This is a genomic window from Thermococcus waiotapuensis (assembly GCF_055384795.1).
Window position 1 is genome coordinate 19,595 of sequence record NZ_AP042429.1, and the last position, 14,575, is coordinate 34,169.

The following is a 14,575-nucleotide window of genomic DNA, read 5'->3' on the forward strand; positions in this document are numbered from 1 at the left end:
TTGAAGTCCTCGTCGAGGGTAACCAGGGAAAAACCGTGCTCTACACATGTAGCATTAAGGCGTCGTTCGGGAGCATGGCGTATTTCTGGATTAGAGTCATGGCCCTGAAGACCGTGCTCTGCACCACGGGGATAAAACCGAAGGCCTTAAGAACATTAAAGACCTCCTCGATTTCCGGAGGGAGCTTCTCTGGATTCCCCTTCGCTGTTCTAGGAGACCTCCCGAGGTAGTGACCAAGGAGGATGTAAACAACCTCACTGAAGACCACGTCGTTTATGTGGAGCACCACGTCGGCATTTTCAAAGGAATCCAGTAACTTCACGGCCCGCTCGTTGCCCTTGAAGTATTCAATGAGCACGGAGCTGTCAACGAGTAAGTCCTTCATAGTACTCCTCCTTGAGCTCTTTCCAGGATTTTTCGGTTTTTAGAATGCCCTTAAGCTTTTTCAGGTTCTTGAACAGCTCCTCCCTGTGGGAGAGGTACCACGCCCTCGCCTCAACGTCTCTCTTAAACTCCTCGGCGTACTCCCGGGGAACCTTGACGTGAATCGTAACCTCAACAAGCTCCTCCGCCACTTCAACACTCACCCAACTCATTTTCCTGGTTAAACCTTAAAAAAGTTGAGAGGTTAAAGCCTCGCCACGTGCACAGAACAGGAGATGCACGGGTCGTAGGCCCTAACGACCATCTCCGCGAGGAGCTTGAGCCTTTCAGGGCTGTCTTTGTAGTGCTTCTCCGCCATCATCCTGACGTGTTGCTCCATCATGGCGAGGTTGAAAGCTGTGGGCGTTATAACGTCCGCGTAGGAAACCCTTCCGTTCTCAACCTTGAGGGCATACACGAGCACTCCGCGCGGCGCTTCCGTTGTGGAGACGCCGAAGCCGTCCTTTATCTCCACCTCATCCCTGGCCCTGACTGGCCACTTCGCGAGGGCCTCGTCTATGAGGTCTATCGCCCTCTCCGTGAAGTAAACGAGCTCGAGGGCTTGAGCTAAGTTGTTGGCGAAGGGGTTGCTTGCCCTGAGAAGGTCTTTGTGGCCCTCGTAGAGCTCTTTAGCCCTTCCGTAGAGAAGCGAAGAGTTATTGACGAGGCGTGAGATTGCTCCAACCATGAAGGGCTTTTCTCTATAGACGCTGTGCTTGGCAAAGCTGTGTTCAACCACGAACTCCTTTATGTGCTCCTTGTATTCCTCGCTCGGGAACTCGTTGCCGTCGCTCGCCCTGAGGTAGTCGCCGTAGATCCCGTAGACGTCTCCCCTGGGCTTCACCGCTATGTGGGTCACCGGCCCCTCAACTTCTTTGTACTGCTCCAGCTTCGTGAAGAGCTCGAAGGTGTATTCAGCCTTGGGAAGCGCTTCGCTAAGGCGCTTCTTCATAGTCTCCAAGACCCTTTTATCGGGGAGCTTTCCAAAGCCTCCCATTATTACGTTCTCCTGGTGAATCGCCCTTGAGCCGAGCTCGTCCATCATCCACGAGCCGAGGTTTTTGAGGTCGAGCGCTATGCCGATCTCTTTCTTATATTCATCAACCATCTTGAGCGGGCTGGAGTAGCCGAGGTAGTCAGGGAGCACCAGGAGGTAGAGGTGAAGTGCATGGCTCTCGATCATGTCACCTATGTAGAGAACCTCCCTAAGAGCCTGTATCTCCTCGCGCGGGGTGAAGCCGATGGCCTTTTCGGCCGCTTCGACCGCGGTTAGCTTGTGGGCGGCGGAACAGAAGGAGCATATCCTCGGATAAATTGCGAGTGCTTCCTCGACCTTCTTGCCTATTGTGATGGCCTCGAAGAAGCGCGGCCCCTCTATGATGTTGAGCTTGACCTCCTTAACGCCATCCTCTCCAACGACTATCTCAACGCCCCCTTTGCCCTCAACCCTCGCTATGTGGTCAACGGTGATTGGAAGATAAACGTTCTTCATTCCCTCACCCCCTGGAAGACCTTCTCAACCATTTCCTCAAGCTTTGGATTGTGGGCGTTGAAAATCTTCATGCGCTCAAGGATTTCTTCCTTGGTCAGGCCTTTCTCCTTGAAGGTCTTAGCAAGTGAGTCGAACCAGGCAACGTCGTAGCCTATCGCTCCCCTGCACCCTATGCACGCCACTCCAAACCCCGGACAGCGGGCGTTACAGCCTGCCCTCGTGAGCGGGCCGAGGCAGGGTTCACCCTTCTCGATGAGTATGCAAGAGTTCCCATTGAGCCTGCACTCGAGGCAAACCGGGTAGTCAATGTCCTCCGGCCAGGAGCCTATCAGGAGGGTTCCGAGGGCATAGATGAAGTCGCGCTTTTCGGGCGGACAGCCGTAGATTTTGTAATCGACCTTGATGTATTTCTCGACAGGCTCGGCCATCTTCGGCTGGAACTTGACCTTACCGTCGCCGTAAACTGTTTTCCACAGCTCATCGAGGGGCTTGTCCGTCCAGCTCTGAACGCCGCCCTGGGTGGCGCAGGCACCAACTGCCACCACTATCTTCGACTTCTCGCGCACTTCCTTAACCAGTTCTGCCTCTTCCTCGGTTGAAACACTCCCCTCGATGAAGGCTATGTCAACGGGCTCGACTTCCTTGCTGTCCCTTTCGAGCATGTACCAGCAGACGATTTCCGCTTTGGGGAGGAGCTGGAGTATCTCGTCCATCATGGCGAACTGGAGCTGGCAGCCGTAGCATGATGTGAGGGCGTAAAACGCTATGCGGACTTTCTCGCTCATTTTCATCACCTCACTCAAGTAAGCCGGGCGTCGACACTATGTCGAAGTAGGTGAAGACGGGGCCATCCTTGCAGATGTACTTCCAGCTCGTGCTCGTTCCGACGTTGCAGTGACCGCACTTCCCTATTCCACACTTCATCTTCCTCTCAAGCGTCACGAAGATGTTCTCGGGCCTGTAGCCGTAGTTGATGAGGGACTCAAAAACCTCCTTGTACATCCTCGGCGGGCCGCATATGGCCACGGCCGTGTTCTTGGGGTTGGTGTTTGCCTCCGGAATGAGGTTCTGGGGCCTTCCGTGGAGGCCCGGCCACTGGGGATCGCGCGTGACGCTCTGGATTATCTTGACGTTTTCAGCCTCGGCCAAGTCCTTCATTGCCTCAAGCTCCTTGTAAAAGAGGAGGTCTTTTCCATAGCGAGCCGTGTTGATGAATGTTATGTTTCCATACTTCCAGCGGTTGTCCATGGCGTAGAGGAAGACGCTCCTGAGCGGGGCCGCTCCGAGGCCGGCGGCGATAAAGAGCAGATCCATTCCCTCCCATGCGTCAACCGGGAAACCGTTCCCGTAGGGCCCCCTGACGAGGACTGTATCCCCTGGCTTGAGCCTGTGTATTACCGTGGTGACCCTTCCGGCCTTCCTTATGCACAGCTCGAAGAACCCCTTCCTCATCGGTGAGGAGCATATGCTTATCGGCACCTCTCCAACTCCGGGGATTGTAAGCTGGACGAACTGCCCGGGCCTGAAAGTCCACTTCTCAGCTAACTCCGGGTTCTCAAAGCGGAACAGGAAGAGCTTCTCCATTTCGGTGAGCGGATAAACCTTGAGCACCTTTGCCCTGTGAAGCGCGTAAGGATTATCGTTGGGCATCATTATCTCCTTCGGGAGAACCAGCCTGCTCATACCTCATCACCCCTTATCTTAGTTGCGTAGGCGAAGCCCCTCTTCGGAATCTCCCCGGTTATCTCAGATGGACAGGACTTCTCCTCGAGCCCCATTATCGTGCGCAGGTTCCTGACGAAGCTTATGCCTGCTGGACAGAAGTAGGTGCACCTTCCACAGCCGACGCAGTAGCTTATACCAAACTTCTCGTTGTAGGAGTTCTTGCAGAGGTAGCGGTTCCTGAAGCGGGCCTTTTTAGTGGGCCTGAAGTTGTGGTCCCCGGCAACCAAGCCGTGGCTCCTGAACTGGCATGAGTCCCACCGCCTCTCGCGGTAGCCGGTCTCCCCATCGAGGTTCACTATGTCCTGCACCTCATAGCAACGGCAGGTCGGGCAAGTGGTGTTGCAGTTGCCACAGGCGAGGCAGATGTCAGCCTGCTCGTCCCACATCGGATGCTCCATCTCGAGCTCGAGGAGATACCTGAGGTTGCCCCAGTCCTCGTGGTACTTGAAAGCCTCACTCCTCCTGTTTTCAAACTCGCGGAAGTTGCATATGTCCTCCGTGGTGACCTCCTTGAAGAGCTTGATGTTCTTGTCCACTATCCTGTGGCCCGTGGGAGTTCCAACCCTTACGAGCCAGCCATCGGGGAGCTCGTGGAGGAAGAGGTCGAAGCCGTCATCGGCGAAATCCGTCTCCCTCAGGTTGCAGAAGCAGTACTCGTCGGGCATGCAGCTTATTCCTATGATGATGCCCTTCTCGCGCCTTACCTTGTAGTACTTGTCCGGTAGCTCATCGAGGTAAATCGTGTCCATGATCTTGAGGGCAAAGATGTCGCAGGCGTGGACGCCGAAGACCACGAAGGGCTCGACGTCTTCAATGGTTTCCCTGTACTCAGCCGCCTTTATGTTGAACTCGAAGAGCTTCTCCCTCGGCTTGAAGAAGAACTTCTTCGGCGGCATTATCGTCCTGTTGTAGCTGAACTCGACCTTTCTGACATCGTCTACCTCCCTGAAGTCGTAGAACTTCTCCGAGATCTTAACCGGGGCGTAGAGCTTGCCCCACTCCTTGAGCCTTTCGAGGAAGGTGTACGTGTTTTCCCTGGGGAGCTTAACGTACCTCAACTCCACCACCTCCGGTGAACATAAAGGTGCATGTGCACATTTCAGTCCCCTCGATAGAGACTCGGCTGAGGACTAAAAAAGCGTTTTTAAACCCGAAAATTGTAAACCAAAGGTTAAAGACCGTATTTCCGCGGATGGAAGCGCGAACAAAACTTTAGGACACCCTAACTCCCATAAACCTTTGGTTTACAACGGTTCGTTTTCTACCTTTTTATGGCAAATAAAGCTTTGAAAAAGCATTTTAAAAGGGTCTCCCAAACTATCCACGAAAACGCGCAGAATAAAGCCTCGAAGGGGTTGTAAACCAAAAGTTGGGGTGGGAAACATGCCTTTCATTGCCGCCTTCATCCTGAGCTACCTGCTGTGGCTTGTCCTGACCGCAGGGACGAACGGCCTGCTCTGGAGCACGCAGGAGCTGATAGCAGGGCTGATATTCTCGCTGATTGTGGCCTACGCGACGAAAGATGTTATCGGCGAAAGGGCGGGGAGGTTCCTGAACCCAGTGAAGTGGCTCGGCTTCATAGCCTACTCACCGGTACTCTTCTGGGGGATGGTCAAAGCCAACCTCCAGGTCGCCTGGCTCGTCATAACCGGGAAGATAAGGCCCGGCATCGTCAGGGTCCCCGTTGACCTCGAAAATGATGCACAATACACGATACTGAGCAACTCGATAACGCTCACTCCCGGGACTCTAACCATAGACGCCTGCCCGGAGGAGAAGGCCCTCTACATCCACTGGATAAAGATACCGGAGGGGATGGAAAGGTTAGAAAGCTCGGAACCAGTTGCCGGGCCCTTTGAGAAGTGGGCAAGGAGGCTGGGAAGATGATAGAGCAGGTCTTCTTTTACGCGACTTTAGTGGTCATGGTGGCTGGCTTCATCTCGGTGCTGAGGGTAATACTTGGGCCGAGCGTGCCGGACAGAGTCGTTGGCGTTGACACTCTGAACACCCTCGTGGTTGCCGCGATGATACTTCTCGGGGCGGCCTACGACAGGGAGATCTACATCGACATCGCCATCGTTTACGCCCTGCTGAGCTACGTAGGAACCTTAGCCATAGCGCGCTACCTCCAGGGGGGATTGTCGTGAGCTGGGTCGATTACCTCATCTACGCTTTCCTCGCTGTAAGCCTTACCTTCAACACGCTGGGGAGCATCGCTCTGCACCGCTTCCCGGACGTTTACACGAGGCTCCACGGCGCGACCAAGTGCACCACTTTTGGAACGATATTCGCGGTTTTGGCCGTTGTCACCCACGCCCTTTACCAGCTCCACGTCACAGGGGACTCAAAGTATCTCCAAATGGCTCTGCACAGTTTCGTGGCTTTAATAGCGCTCCTCCTCACGAACCCGGTCGGGGCACACGCCATAGCAAAGGCGGCCCGTTTAAGCGGCTACAGGCCGGCAAAAGCCGTCGTTGACGCCTACGGGGAGAAGCTCGGGGGTGGGAAGGAATGAACGCCCTTAACCTTGACATGGCCATTCAGGCGATAACACTCATCGGAGTCCTCATCACGGCTTATTTAACCATCCTCTCCAGGGATTTGCTGGTTGCTGCCCTAATGTCAGCGGCGATGAGCCTGCTCCTCAGCCTCGAGTTCTACAGCCTCCACGCCCCTGACGTTGCCATAGCCGAAGCCGCGGTTGGAGCTGGAGTCGTAACGGCTCTGGTCGTCTACGGGATAGCGAAAACCGAGAGATGGGAGGGGAGAGAATGAAGAAAACGCTGGCTTACCTATCACTCCTGTTCATCCTCGGGGTTCTCCTCTACGTGGCCAACCCCGACTACGGCCTCAAGTTCGGGCCCGGTGGGGAGGAGTGGAAGGCCCTCCGTTACACGGACGATTACTACATCACCCACGGGCTTGAGGAAGTCGGGGGAACCAACATCGTCACGGACATAGTGTTTGATTACAGGGGCTACGATACCATCGGGGAGGCCACGGTCCTCTTCACAGCCATAGCCGGTGCCGTTGCCCTCTTGAGGCCCTGGAGGGGGGATGGGGATGAGCACCACTGACGGTGATATGGGAGTTGTGGTGAGAACCTCAGCGAGGGCCACGATACCGCTCATAGGCATATTCGGTGCCTACGTAGTCGCACACGGCCACCTGACTCCGGGGGGTGGCTTCCAGGGCGGAGCTACCATAGCCGGGGCTGGAATTCTCTTCCTGCTCGCCTTCGGCCTGGAGGAAATGAAGAAGCACTTCAACAAGAACCTCTACTCGGCCCTTGAGGGGATAGGTGGTCTGGCCTTCCTCGGTGCGGCTATGCTCGGAATCAGCGTTGCCTTCTTTTACAACACCCTCTGGCACAGCGGCCCGTTCTTCAACGGAAACCCCGGGACGCTGTTCTCAGCCGGCTATCTCCCAATAATGAACCTCGCGGTTGGCCTGAAGGTCTTCACGGGTCTGGTTAGTGCCATGGCGGGTCTTGCCCTTTACAGGAGGTGGAGGGGATGATACAGTTCCAGTTCATAACCGCCTTCCTGCTCATAGCGCTTGGAATATATGCCCTCCTCGCAAAGAGGAACCTGCTCAAGCTGATCCTCGCTCTAGACATCATAGATTCAGGCATTCACCTGCTCCTCATAAGCCTCGGCTACAGGATAGAGCTGGACGAAGTTCCAACTGCGCCGATTTACACGGGCTACGAGACGCTGAAAAGCCCGATGGTGGGCCCACTCCCACAGGCCCTTGTGCTAACCAGCATAGTCATCGGCGTCTGTGTTCTGGCCCTCGCGATAGCTTTGACGGTTAACGCCTACCGCCACTACGGAACCCTTGACGTGAGAGCTCTCAGGAGGTTGAGGGGATGATGGCCCTTCCGTACCTCATAATCATCCCTCTCTTCGGAGTATTCTCAATGCCGATAGTGAGCTTAGCGGGGAAAAAAGCTAAGGAAGCCTGGGCTGTCTTAATAAGCGGTGCAACGCTCGCGGTTGGCTCCTGGGTCTTCTACCAGGTCTATGAAAACGGGACAATCCTCTACACCCTCGGAGCCAAGAGCCCGCTCGGCCAGGGAGTTGACTTCCCGATAAGGATAGTCTGGGAGGTCGACCTCTTCGGTGCGCTGATGGTGCTGATGGTCACCTTAGTATCCTTCATGGCAGTAGTCTACTCCACTGGTTACATGAGGCACGACACCGGCCTGGACAAGTACTACACGCTCATCCTCATCCTCGAGCTCGGGATGCTGGGCATAGCGATAACCGGCGACCTTTTCAACTTCTACGTCTTCCTCGAGATAATGAGCATAGCCAGCTATGCACTTGTTGCCTTCAGGAACGACACCTGGGAGGGAATCGAGGCCGGAATCAAGTACATGTTCGCCGGTTCCCTGGCCAGTTCCCTCGTCCTCCTCGGCATAACCCTCCTCTACGGCCAGTACGGGACGCTGACGATGGGGTACTTGGCAGTAAAGCTCGCCCAGAACCCGACAGTTACCGCAAAAGTTGCCCTGGCCCTTTTCATCGCCGGCCTGCTCTTTAAGAGCGGTGCCTCACCCGTCCACATGTGGCTTGCCGACGCTCACCCGGCCGCCCCAAGCTCGATTTCGGCGATGCTCTCGGGCCTCGTCATCAAGATAGGGGGTCTCTACGCCCTGGCAAGGATAGCCTTCAGCATCTACGGGGCGAGCATCAGCAGGGAAACGGTCGGATGGGTCATCATAATCTTCGCCTGCATCACCCTCATCGTCGGCAACGCGATGGCGGTAATCCAGACTGACATGAAGAGGCTCTTAGCTTATTCCTCGGTTGGACAGGTGGGCTACATCCTCCTCGGCCTTGGAATAGGCTTGGCCGCCTACGGAAGCCACACCGGCGAGGTAGCCCTGGCTGGCGCTATCTACCACACCTTCAACCACGCGCTCATGAAGGCCCTGCTCTTCCTCATTGCTGGAGCGGTAATCCACCAGCTCGGCACGAGGAACCTCAACGAGCTCAGCGGTTTGGCAAAGACAATGCCAAAGACGACCTTCACCTTCCTCATCGGGGCGGCTGCAATAGTGGGAATGCCACCGCTCAACGGCTTCGCCAGCAAGTGGCTCATCTACGAGAGCTCGGCCCTCTTCAACCCCGTCTTGGGCGCGATAGCGATAATAGGAACCGCCTTCTGTACAGCCGCCTATGTCAGGGTCCTCTACACATTCTTCGGAAGGCCGGGCGAAAAGGTCTTGGAAGCAAAAGACCCTGAGGCGAGCATGCTCTGGCCGATGATAATCCTCGCAATAGCGATAATCGTCATGGGCCTCTTCCCGTGGCAGATAAGCAACAGGGTCATGATCCCGGCGGCGAGGGCGCTGGAGAATCAGTTAGCTTACGTAGCCACGCTTATAGGGGGTGGTTGAGGTGTTCGGCTACTGGGATGCCCTCTACTTCGTCTTTGTTTTCATCGTTGGCCTGATCCTCGCCTATCTACTTGAGCGGTGGGCGAAGAGGAGTGGAATGGGAACGAGAGAAACCGGGCCGGGGGCGAAGATGTTCATCAGCGGCGAAGACCCGGACAGGATTATTCCGGGCTTCGAGCACCTGGAGGGCAACTACACGGGAAAGAACGTCATGTGGGGCCTAACTTACGCCCTCAAGGGCTTCTTCACCGCGCTGAGAAACGAGCACACCGGCTTACTGACAGACTATGTGAGCTACCTCGTGATAACCACCGCCTTCGTCATGGGGGTTCTCCTGATCTGGGGGTGAACATGAATGAGGCATACCTATGAAGTTCGCTATCGCGAGCGCTTTGCGGAGCAAAGGGCTCTGGGGGGTGAAGGGGAATGTCCATAACCGTTCCCGCCAGCAGTTCAAACTCATCAGAGCGCGAGAGGCTTGAGAAGAGGATAGCCCAGCTCTGCAGGTTTTTGGGGAGATCACCCTGGGTCTTCCACATCAACAGCGGCTCCTGCAACGGTTGCGACATAGAGATAATAGCGGCCCTGACTCCACGCTACGACGCCGAGCGCTTCGGTGTAAAGCTCGTCGGGAGCCCGAGGCACGCGGACATACTCCTGGTTACGGGCCCCGTAACAAACCAGAGCCTTGAGAGGGTCAAACTGGTTTACGAGCAGACCCCTGAGCCTAAGATGGTGATAGCGGTCGGAGCATGCCCCAGCGGCGGAAGCGTCTTCTACGAGAGCCCCTTCACCAACGCGCCCCTCGACAGGGTCATTCCAGTTGACGTTTACGTCCCAGGCTGTCCTCCCAGGCCTGAAGCCATACTCCAGGGGGTCGTTTTGGCCCTCGAGAAGCTTGTCGAGAAGTTGAAGGAGGGTTCTGAAAAATGAGGGAATTTTTGGAAGTTCACAATCACCTATCGCCCGAAGGGTGTTCCAGAGGAGTGAACACTGGAAGGGGCTCAGCTGAGAGGCCCCCCACTTTTCCAAGTGCCCGGGTGAGTAGAAAAACGTTTCCGCGAGCGCTTGCGCAGGCAAGGGCTCTACCGGAGGTGAAAGAATGAGTGAAGCTCACGCTAACGAAGTTAAAGAGCCAACCAAGGCCGAGAAGGTGGCAAAAGCAATTGCAGAGCGCTTCCCCGAGGCGGAAATTCAGGTGAAGACCAACAAGTGGGGAAGGCAGAGGGTCTGGGTGAGGATTCCGAGGGAGAAGTACAGGGAGCTGATGGAGTTCGTGAAAAAGCTCGACGGCGAGGCGCATTACTCGATAGGCATCGAGCAGGACTGGGGGAACGAACTGGGCTTCCTCAGCCATCTATTGATTCACTACGACGACGCTCCGGCTGTTTCGCTGATAGTTGACGTCCACGCGCCGAAGGACAACCCGGTGGTTCCGGATATAAGCGACATCTTTCCGATAGCGCTCCAGTTCGAGAGGGAAGGCATGGAGATGGTCGGGCTGGACTTTGAGGGGGCACCCGACAGGAGGAGGCTCTTCCTGCCGGACGACTTCCCGGAGGGGATTTATCCACTCCGCATGGACGACAAAGGAATCCCGGAGGAGATGGTGCACAACGCTGGCCATCCATACTATCTGAAGGGAGGTGCAAAGGAATGAGGCCTGTTAATGAAGTTCGCGCTCATCTGCCGTCAGACATCAAAAGAGGGGCGAACACTGAAAGTTCCGGTGGAAAGAGACCTCAGATTACGAGAAAGCAGGCTGGTGAGTTGAACATCTTCCGCGAGCACTTTGCGGAGCAAAGGGCTCCGGGGGGCGGGTCCTTATGACTGAAAAGGCCGAGTACTGGGTGAAGATACCCTTCGGGCCGATTCACCCAGGCCTGGAGGAGCCTGAGAAGTTCATACTCACCCTGGACGGCGAGAGGATAGTTGACGTCGACGTCAAGCTCGGTTACAACCTCCGCGGAATCCAGTGGATAGGGCTGAGGAGGAACTACATCCAGATAATGTACCTCGCCGAGAGAATGTGCGGGATATGCAGTTTCTCCCACAACCACACCTACACGAGGGCCGTTGAAGAGGCCGGAGGAATAGAAGTGCCAGAGAGGGCCGAATACATACGCGTCATCATCGGCGAGCTCGAGAGAATTCACTCCCACCTGCTCAACCTCGGCGTTTTGGCCCACGACATCGGCTACGACACCCTGCTCCACCTCACCTGGCTTGCAAGGGAGAAGGTCATGGACGTGCTCGAAGCCGTCAGCGGGAACCGCGTTAACTACTCGATGGTAACCATCGGCGGCGTCAGGAGGGACATAGACGAGAAGAAGAGGGAGGTAATCCTCGACATGATCAAGTATTACAAAGAGGTCTTTCCGCAGGTAGAGGAGGCCTTCCTGCACGACCCGACGATAGAGGCCCGTTTCAGGGATACTGCGGTGATAAGCAGGCGCGTTGCGCTCGAGCAGGGGGCCGTCGGGCCAACGGGGAGGGGAAGCGGAATAAGGGACGACGCGCGCTGGAGCGAAAAGCTGGGCGTTTACCCCGACCTCGGGATAAAGCCCGTAATGCCCCAGGATGTGACCGGCGAGAGCCCGAGAGGAGATGTTTTCGACAGGATGGCCGTCAGAATAGGGGAGCTCTACCAGAGCCTTGAGCTCATAGAGCACGCCCTCGATCAGATGCCCGATGGAAGTATAAAGGCATTCCCAAAGGACAACGTCCTCTACGCCAAGCTGAAGCTCCTCGTTGACGGCGAGGGGATTGGCAGGTACGAGGCACCGAGGGGAGAGCTGGTCCACTACGTCCGCGGGAAGAAAGGAAGCGACAGGCCACTCCGCTGGAAGCCGAGGGAGCCAACGTTCCCGAACCTCTTCGCGGTGGCAAAGGGAGTCGTAGGCGACCAGGTCGCTGACTTCGTCGTTGCCGTTGCCTCCATAGATCCGTGCCTGAGCTGCACCGACAGAGTAGCCGTGATAAGGGAAGGGAAGAAGGTGATCCTGACCGAGAAAGACCTCCTCAGGGAGTCAATAAGGAAGACGCGCGAGATAAATCCAGACATCAGGGGAGACCCGACACCGGTTGGGTCGAGCTGTTCGAGGTGATGCCAATGGACGTCGTGGGGGAGCTTGTCTACCCACTTGCCGGCCTCCTGGGCCTTTTTGCCTTCGTCTCACTCGCCTCTCTCGTCTGGGAAGGAGTAGACAGGAAGTTGGTGGCGAGAATGCAGAGGCGCATCGGGCCGCCAATCCTTCAGCCGATCTACGACTTCCTCAAGCTGGCAAGCAAAGAGACCATAATCCCTAACACTGCCAACTTCATGTTCAGGGCCGCGCCGGTGCTGGCTTTAGCTACCGCCATAGCGCTTTTAGCTTACACTCCAATGGGCTTCGCGCCGGTTCTGGCCAGCAAGGGCGACGTGATAGTCTTCATCTACCTTTTAACCCTCATCGGCTTCTTCAAGATACTGGGTGCCATAAGCTCCGGCAATCCCTACGCCAAGATAGGCGCCGCGAGGGAAGCGGCCATAATGGTGTCCAGGGAGCCGGCCATGATGCTGGCGATTTTCGCCATAATGTGGCGCCTCGGAAAGCTCGGAGTTCTAAGGCCATTCAGCATGGAAATCTTTTATACCCACAACATCTGGGAGATAGGGACGCCGATGAGCTTCGTTGGGGCAGTAATACTCCTCTACGTCTTCTTCATCTGGCTGGCCAGCGAGATAGAGGTCGGCCCCTTCAACATACCCGACGCGGAGGAGGAGATAGCCGAGGGACTTTTAGCCGAGTACAGTGGCAGATACCTTGCCCTGCTCAAGCTCACCCACTCGCTGAAGGCATTCATCTCGGCCTCGCTCGTCGTGGCGATATTCTTCCCGTGGGGGGTCTCTGGATACTTCAACCTCGCAGGGCTCCCGGCTCAGATCATCGACCTGCTCTTCCACACGCTGAAGGTCTTCGCCGTTCTTTTCGTCGTCCAGAGCGTCTTCAGGGCGGTGACGGGGAGGCTGAAGATAACTCAAGCTATTGACTTCCTCTGGAAGAACGTCTTCCTGGCTTCCCTCATAGGCTCGCTCCTAATAGCCATGGAGGTGATAATGTGAGGGCGTCACCGCTTGTCCCAATGGTCCTCAGGAACCTCCTCAGGAAGCCAGCGACAAACCCGTTCCCGAAAACGGAGCCGGTTCCCATTCCAGAGGACTTCAGGGGAATGATTGCTTACAACGTTGATAAATGCGTGGGCTGCAGGATGTGCGTCAACGTCTGCCCTGCCGGGGTCTTCGTCTATCTGCCTGAGATAAAGAAAGTGGCCCTCTGGACCGCCCGCTGCGTCTATTGCGGGCAATGCGTTGACGTCTGCCCCACAGGGGCGCTTCAGATGAGCAGGGACTTCCTCGTGGCGAGCTACGACAACAGGGCTGATCGCTTTGTACCCCTGAAGCCAGAGGAGGTAGAGAAGCTGAAGAAGGCCGGGGAGGAGAAGAAGGCAGAAAAATGATCAGAGGAAGCCCTTTTTCCTTATCTCCTCCTCTATCTTTCCCACGTCCATCCCCATGAGCTCGGCCTCGCCGCGGAGCCTCTGGTAATGAACCCACTCAAAGTCTGCCAGAAACTCGTAGAGCCCTTTAGCCTCCCCGTTCTCGGTTATCGAGGCGAGGTGCTCATAGAGCTTTTTGGCGAGGAGCTCCGTCTCCATCGCAACCCTGAAGACGAACTCAACGTTTGAGGGATCCTCGAGTGCCCTGGCCAAGCTGACGGCCTCTATGAAGGGAAGGTCAACAACTTTTCTCGGCTCCTCTCCATAGGTCTTCACGTAGAGCCTCCAAAGGCTGTCCCCGTGCTCCCTGTCCTCCTTGGAGAGCTTTCTGAAGGTTGAAACCAGGCTCGGCGGAAGTCTAAGCTCTTCAGCCTTTTCGGCGAGCTCCTTGTGAATCTTCTCCTCCTCGTACTCCCCAAAAATCCAGTAGGACAAAACCTCCTTCTCGGAGAGGGAGAGGAGCGTGTCCATGAGGCCTTTCAGGGTCTTCTCAACGTCATCCATTTCAACCACCATGCGAGAGGGACTTCCGGAGGGAAGCCAGGGCCTCGTAGTGACCCTTCTCCGTCTCCGCCAACAGGAGGTATGCTTCCCTGAGCTTGGGGTTCTCCGTTTCCCCGGCGAGCTTCCTGTATATCGTCTCCGCGAGCTTCTCGCTCTCCATGGCTATTTCGAGGACGTCTTCAAGGTCCTCCACTTTCCAGAACTTGCCGAGGACGTCGAGGGCTTCAACGTTTGGAACCCTGACCTCAACGAGCTCCTCTCCATATTCATCGCGGTATATCCTGAGAAGACCATCGCCGTGCCCTCTGGACTCGTCGCCGAGCCTCCTGAAGGTCTCAACGACGTTCTCAGGGAGGTCGAGTTCTTTCGACCTCTCGGCAAGCTTCCAGTACATCTCTGCCTCCTCGTATTCGCCCTTAATCCAGTAGCTGAGGAGTTCACGCTCGTTCAGCTTCCTTATCTCTTTTAAAATCTCCACGGCCATT

At 56.0% G+C, this 14,575-nt stretch carries 22 protein-coding genes; 14 read left to right on the forward strand and 8 right to left on the reverse strand.

Features of this window, described 5'->3' with window-relative positions; translation table 11 throughout:
• Positions 1–40: 40 nt before the first annotated feature.
• Genes ACZ47M_RS00090 through hydB form a run of 6 tightly spaced genes read right to left on the reverse strand, consistent with a single transcriptional unit; the run spans position 41 to position 4,698 of the window.
• Complete coding sequence (locus ACZ47M_RS00090) at positions 41–385, reverse strand: PIN domain-containing protein (protein WP_315341265.1); 345 nt, start codon at positions 383–385, stop codon at positions 41–43.
• A complete protein-coding gene (locus tag ACZ47M_RS00095; protein WP_315341263.1) occupies positions 366–587 on the reverse strand; it encodes a hypothetical protein in 222 nt (73 codons plus the stop codon). Before ACZ47M_RS00095 ends, ACZ47M_RS00090 begins: the two co-directional genes overlap by 20 nt.
• Positions 588–628: 41 nt before the next feature.
• A complete protein-coding gene (gene hydA / locus ACZ47M_RS00100) occupies positions 629–1,915 on the reverse strand; it encodes an NADPH-dependent hydrogenase/sulfhydrogenase 1 subunit alpha (RefSeq protein ID WP_315341259.1) in 1,287 nt (428 codons plus the stop codon).
• On the reverse strand, positions 1,912–2,700 hold the full coding sequence (hydD, locus tag ACZ47M_RS00105) for an NADPH-dependent hydrogenase/sulfhydrogenase 1 subunit delta (protein ID WP_315341257.1): 789 nt from the start codon (positions 2,698–2,700) through the stop codon (positions 1,912–1,914). The genes hydA and hydD overlap by 4 nt, the downstream gene beginning before the upstream one ends.
• 10 nt (positions 2,701–2,710) lie before the next feature.
• Positions 2,711–3,598: an NADPH-dependent hydrogenase/sulfhydrogenase 1 subunit gamma gene (gene hydG, locus ACZ47M_RS00110; RefSeq protein ID WP_315341255.1), complete on the reverse strand. Its 888-nt coding sequence runs from the start codon at positions 3,596–3,598 to the stop codon at positions 2,711–2,713.
• Positions 3,595–4,698, reverse strand: coding sequence for an NADPH-dependent hydrogenase/sulfhydrogenase 1 subunit beta (gene hydB, locus ACZ47M_RS00115; protein ID WP_315342144.1), 1,104 nt, complete (start codon positions 4,696–4,698; stop codon positions 3,595–3,597). Before hydB ends, hydG begins: the two co-directional genes overlap by 4 nt.
• Before the next feature lie 325 nt (positions 4,699–5,023).
• On the opposite strand from hydB, the gene ACZ47M_RS00120 reads away from it, so the two are divergent.
• The 14 genes from ACZ47M_RS00120 (at position 5,024) to ACZ47M_RS00185 (ending at position 13,547) form a co-directional block, all read left to right on the forward strand.
• Positions 5,024–5,527, forward strand: a complete 504-nt coding sequence (locus ACZ47M_RS00120; RefSeq protein WP_315341252.1) for a monovalent cation/H+ antiporter subunit E — start codon at positions 5,024–5,026, stop codon at positions 5,525–5,527.
• The gene (locus ACZ47M_RS00125) at positions 5,524–5,787 is read left to right on the forward strand and encodes a cation:proton antiporter (RefSeq protein WP_315341250.1); all 264 of its coding nucleotides are present in this window, start codon (positions 5,524–5,526) and stop codon (positions 5,785–5,787) included. Before ACZ47M_RS00120 ends, ACZ47M_RS00125 begins: the two co-directional genes overlap by 4 nt.
• Positions 5,784–6,155, forward strand: a complete 372-nt coding sequence (gene mnhG, locus ACZ47M_RS00130) for a monovalent cation/H(+) antiporter subunit G (protein WP_315341247.1) — start codon at positions 5,784–5,786, stop codon at positions 6,153–6,155. Before ACZ47M_RS00125 ends, mnhG begins: the two co-directional genes overlap by 4 nt.
• Positions 6,152–6,415: a DUF4040 domain-containing protein gene (locus ACZ47M_RS00135; RefSeq protein WP_315341244.1), complete on the forward strand. Its 264-nt coding sequence runs from the start codon at positions 6,152–6,154 to the stop codon at positions 6,413–6,415. The genes mnhG and ACZ47M_RS00135 overlap by 4 nt, the downstream gene beginning before the upstream one ends.
• Positions 6,412–6,717 (forward strand): hydrogen gas-evolving membrane-bound hydrogenase subunit E, encoded by a 306-nt coding sequence (gene mbhE, locus ACZ47M_RS00140; RefSeq protein WP_315341242.1) that lies wholly within the window; start codon positions 6,412–6,414, stop codon positions 6,715–6,717. Before ACZ47M_RS00135 ends, mbhE begins: the two co-directional genes overlap by 4 nt.
• Positions 6,704–7,159 (forward strand): Na(+)/H(+) antiporter subunit B, encoded by a 456-nt coding sequence (locus ACZ47M_RS00145; RefSeq protein WP_315341240.1) that lies wholly within the window; start codon positions 6,704–6,706, stop codon positions 7,157–7,159. The genes mbhE and ACZ47M_RS00145 overlap by 14 nt, the downstream gene beginning before the upstream one ends.
• Entirely contained in the window at positions 7,156–7,515 is a 360-nt protein-coding gene (locus tag ACZ47M_RS00150; RefSeq protein ID WP_315341237.1) for an NADH-quinone oxidoreductase subunit K, read from the forward strand. Before ACZ47M_RS00145 ends, ACZ47M_RS00150 begins: the two co-directional genes overlap by 4 nt.
• The gene (locus ACZ47M_RS00155; protein ID WP_315341235.1) at positions 7,512–9,047 is read left to right on the forward strand and encodes a proton-conducting transporter transmembrane domain-containing protein; all 1,536 of its coding nucleotides are present in this window, start codon (positions 7,512–7,514) and stop codon (positions 9,045–9,047) included. The genes ACZ47M_RS00150 and ACZ47M_RS00155 overlap by 4 nt, the downstream gene beginning before the upstream one ends.
• Position 9,048: 1 nt before the next feature.
• A complete protein-coding gene (locus ACZ47M_RS00160; RefSeq protein WP_315342141.1) occupies positions 9,049–9,396 on the forward strand; it encodes a hydrogenase in 348 nt (115 codons plus the stop codon).
• Between the two features lie 77 nt (positions 9,397–9,473).
• A complete protein-coding gene (locus tag ACZ47M_RS00165; protein ID WP_315341232.1) occupies positions 9,474–9,980 on the forward strand; it encodes an NADH-quinone oxidoreductase subunit B family protein in 507 nt (168 codons plus the stop codon).
• Positions 9,981–10,149: 169 nt separating this feature from the next.
• On the forward strand, positions 10,150–10,707 hold the full coding sequence (locus ACZ47M_RS00170; RefSeq protein WP_315341229.1) for an NADH-quinone oxidoreductase subunit C: 558 nt from the start codon (positions 10,150–10,152) through the stop codon (positions 10,705–10,707).
• 166 nt (positions 10,708–10,873) lie between these two features.
• Positions 10,874–12,154: a hydrogenase large subunit gene (locus tag ACZ47M_RS00175; protein WP_315341226.1), complete on the forward strand. Its 1,281-nt coding sequence runs from the start codon at positions 10,874–10,876 to the stop codon at positions 12,152–12,154.
• A gap of 5 nt (positions 12,155–12,159) precedes the next feature.
• Entirely contained in the window at positions 12,160–13,152 is a 993-nt protein-coding gene (locus ACZ47M_RS00180; RefSeq protein ID WP_315342138.1) for a respiratory chain complex I subunit 1 family protein, read from the forward strand.
• Complete coding sequence (locus ACZ47M_RS00185) at positions 13,149–13,547, forward strand: 4Fe-4S binding protein (protein ID WP_315341223.1); 399 nt, start codon at positions 13,149–13,151, stop codon at positions 13,545–13,547. The genes ACZ47M_RS00180 and ACZ47M_RS00185 overlap by 4 nt, the downstream gene beginning before the upstream one ends.
• On the opposite strand, the gene ACZ47M_RS00190 is transcribed toward ACZ47M_RS00185, so the two are convergent.
• Complete coding sequence (locus ACZ47M_RS00190; RefSeq protein WP_315341220.1) at positions 13,548–14,090, reverse strand: ferritin-like domain-containing protein; 543 nt, start codon at positions 14,088–14,090, stop codon at positions 13,548–13,550.
• 1 nt (position 14,091) lies between these two features.
• Positions 14,092–14,574: a ferritin-like domain-containing protein gene (locus ACZ47M_RS00195; RefSeq protein ID WP_315341217.1), complete on the reverse strand. Its 483-nt coding sequence runs from the start codon at positions 14,572–14,574 to the stop codon at positions 14,092–14,094.
• Position 14,575 lies beyond the last annotated feature (1 nt).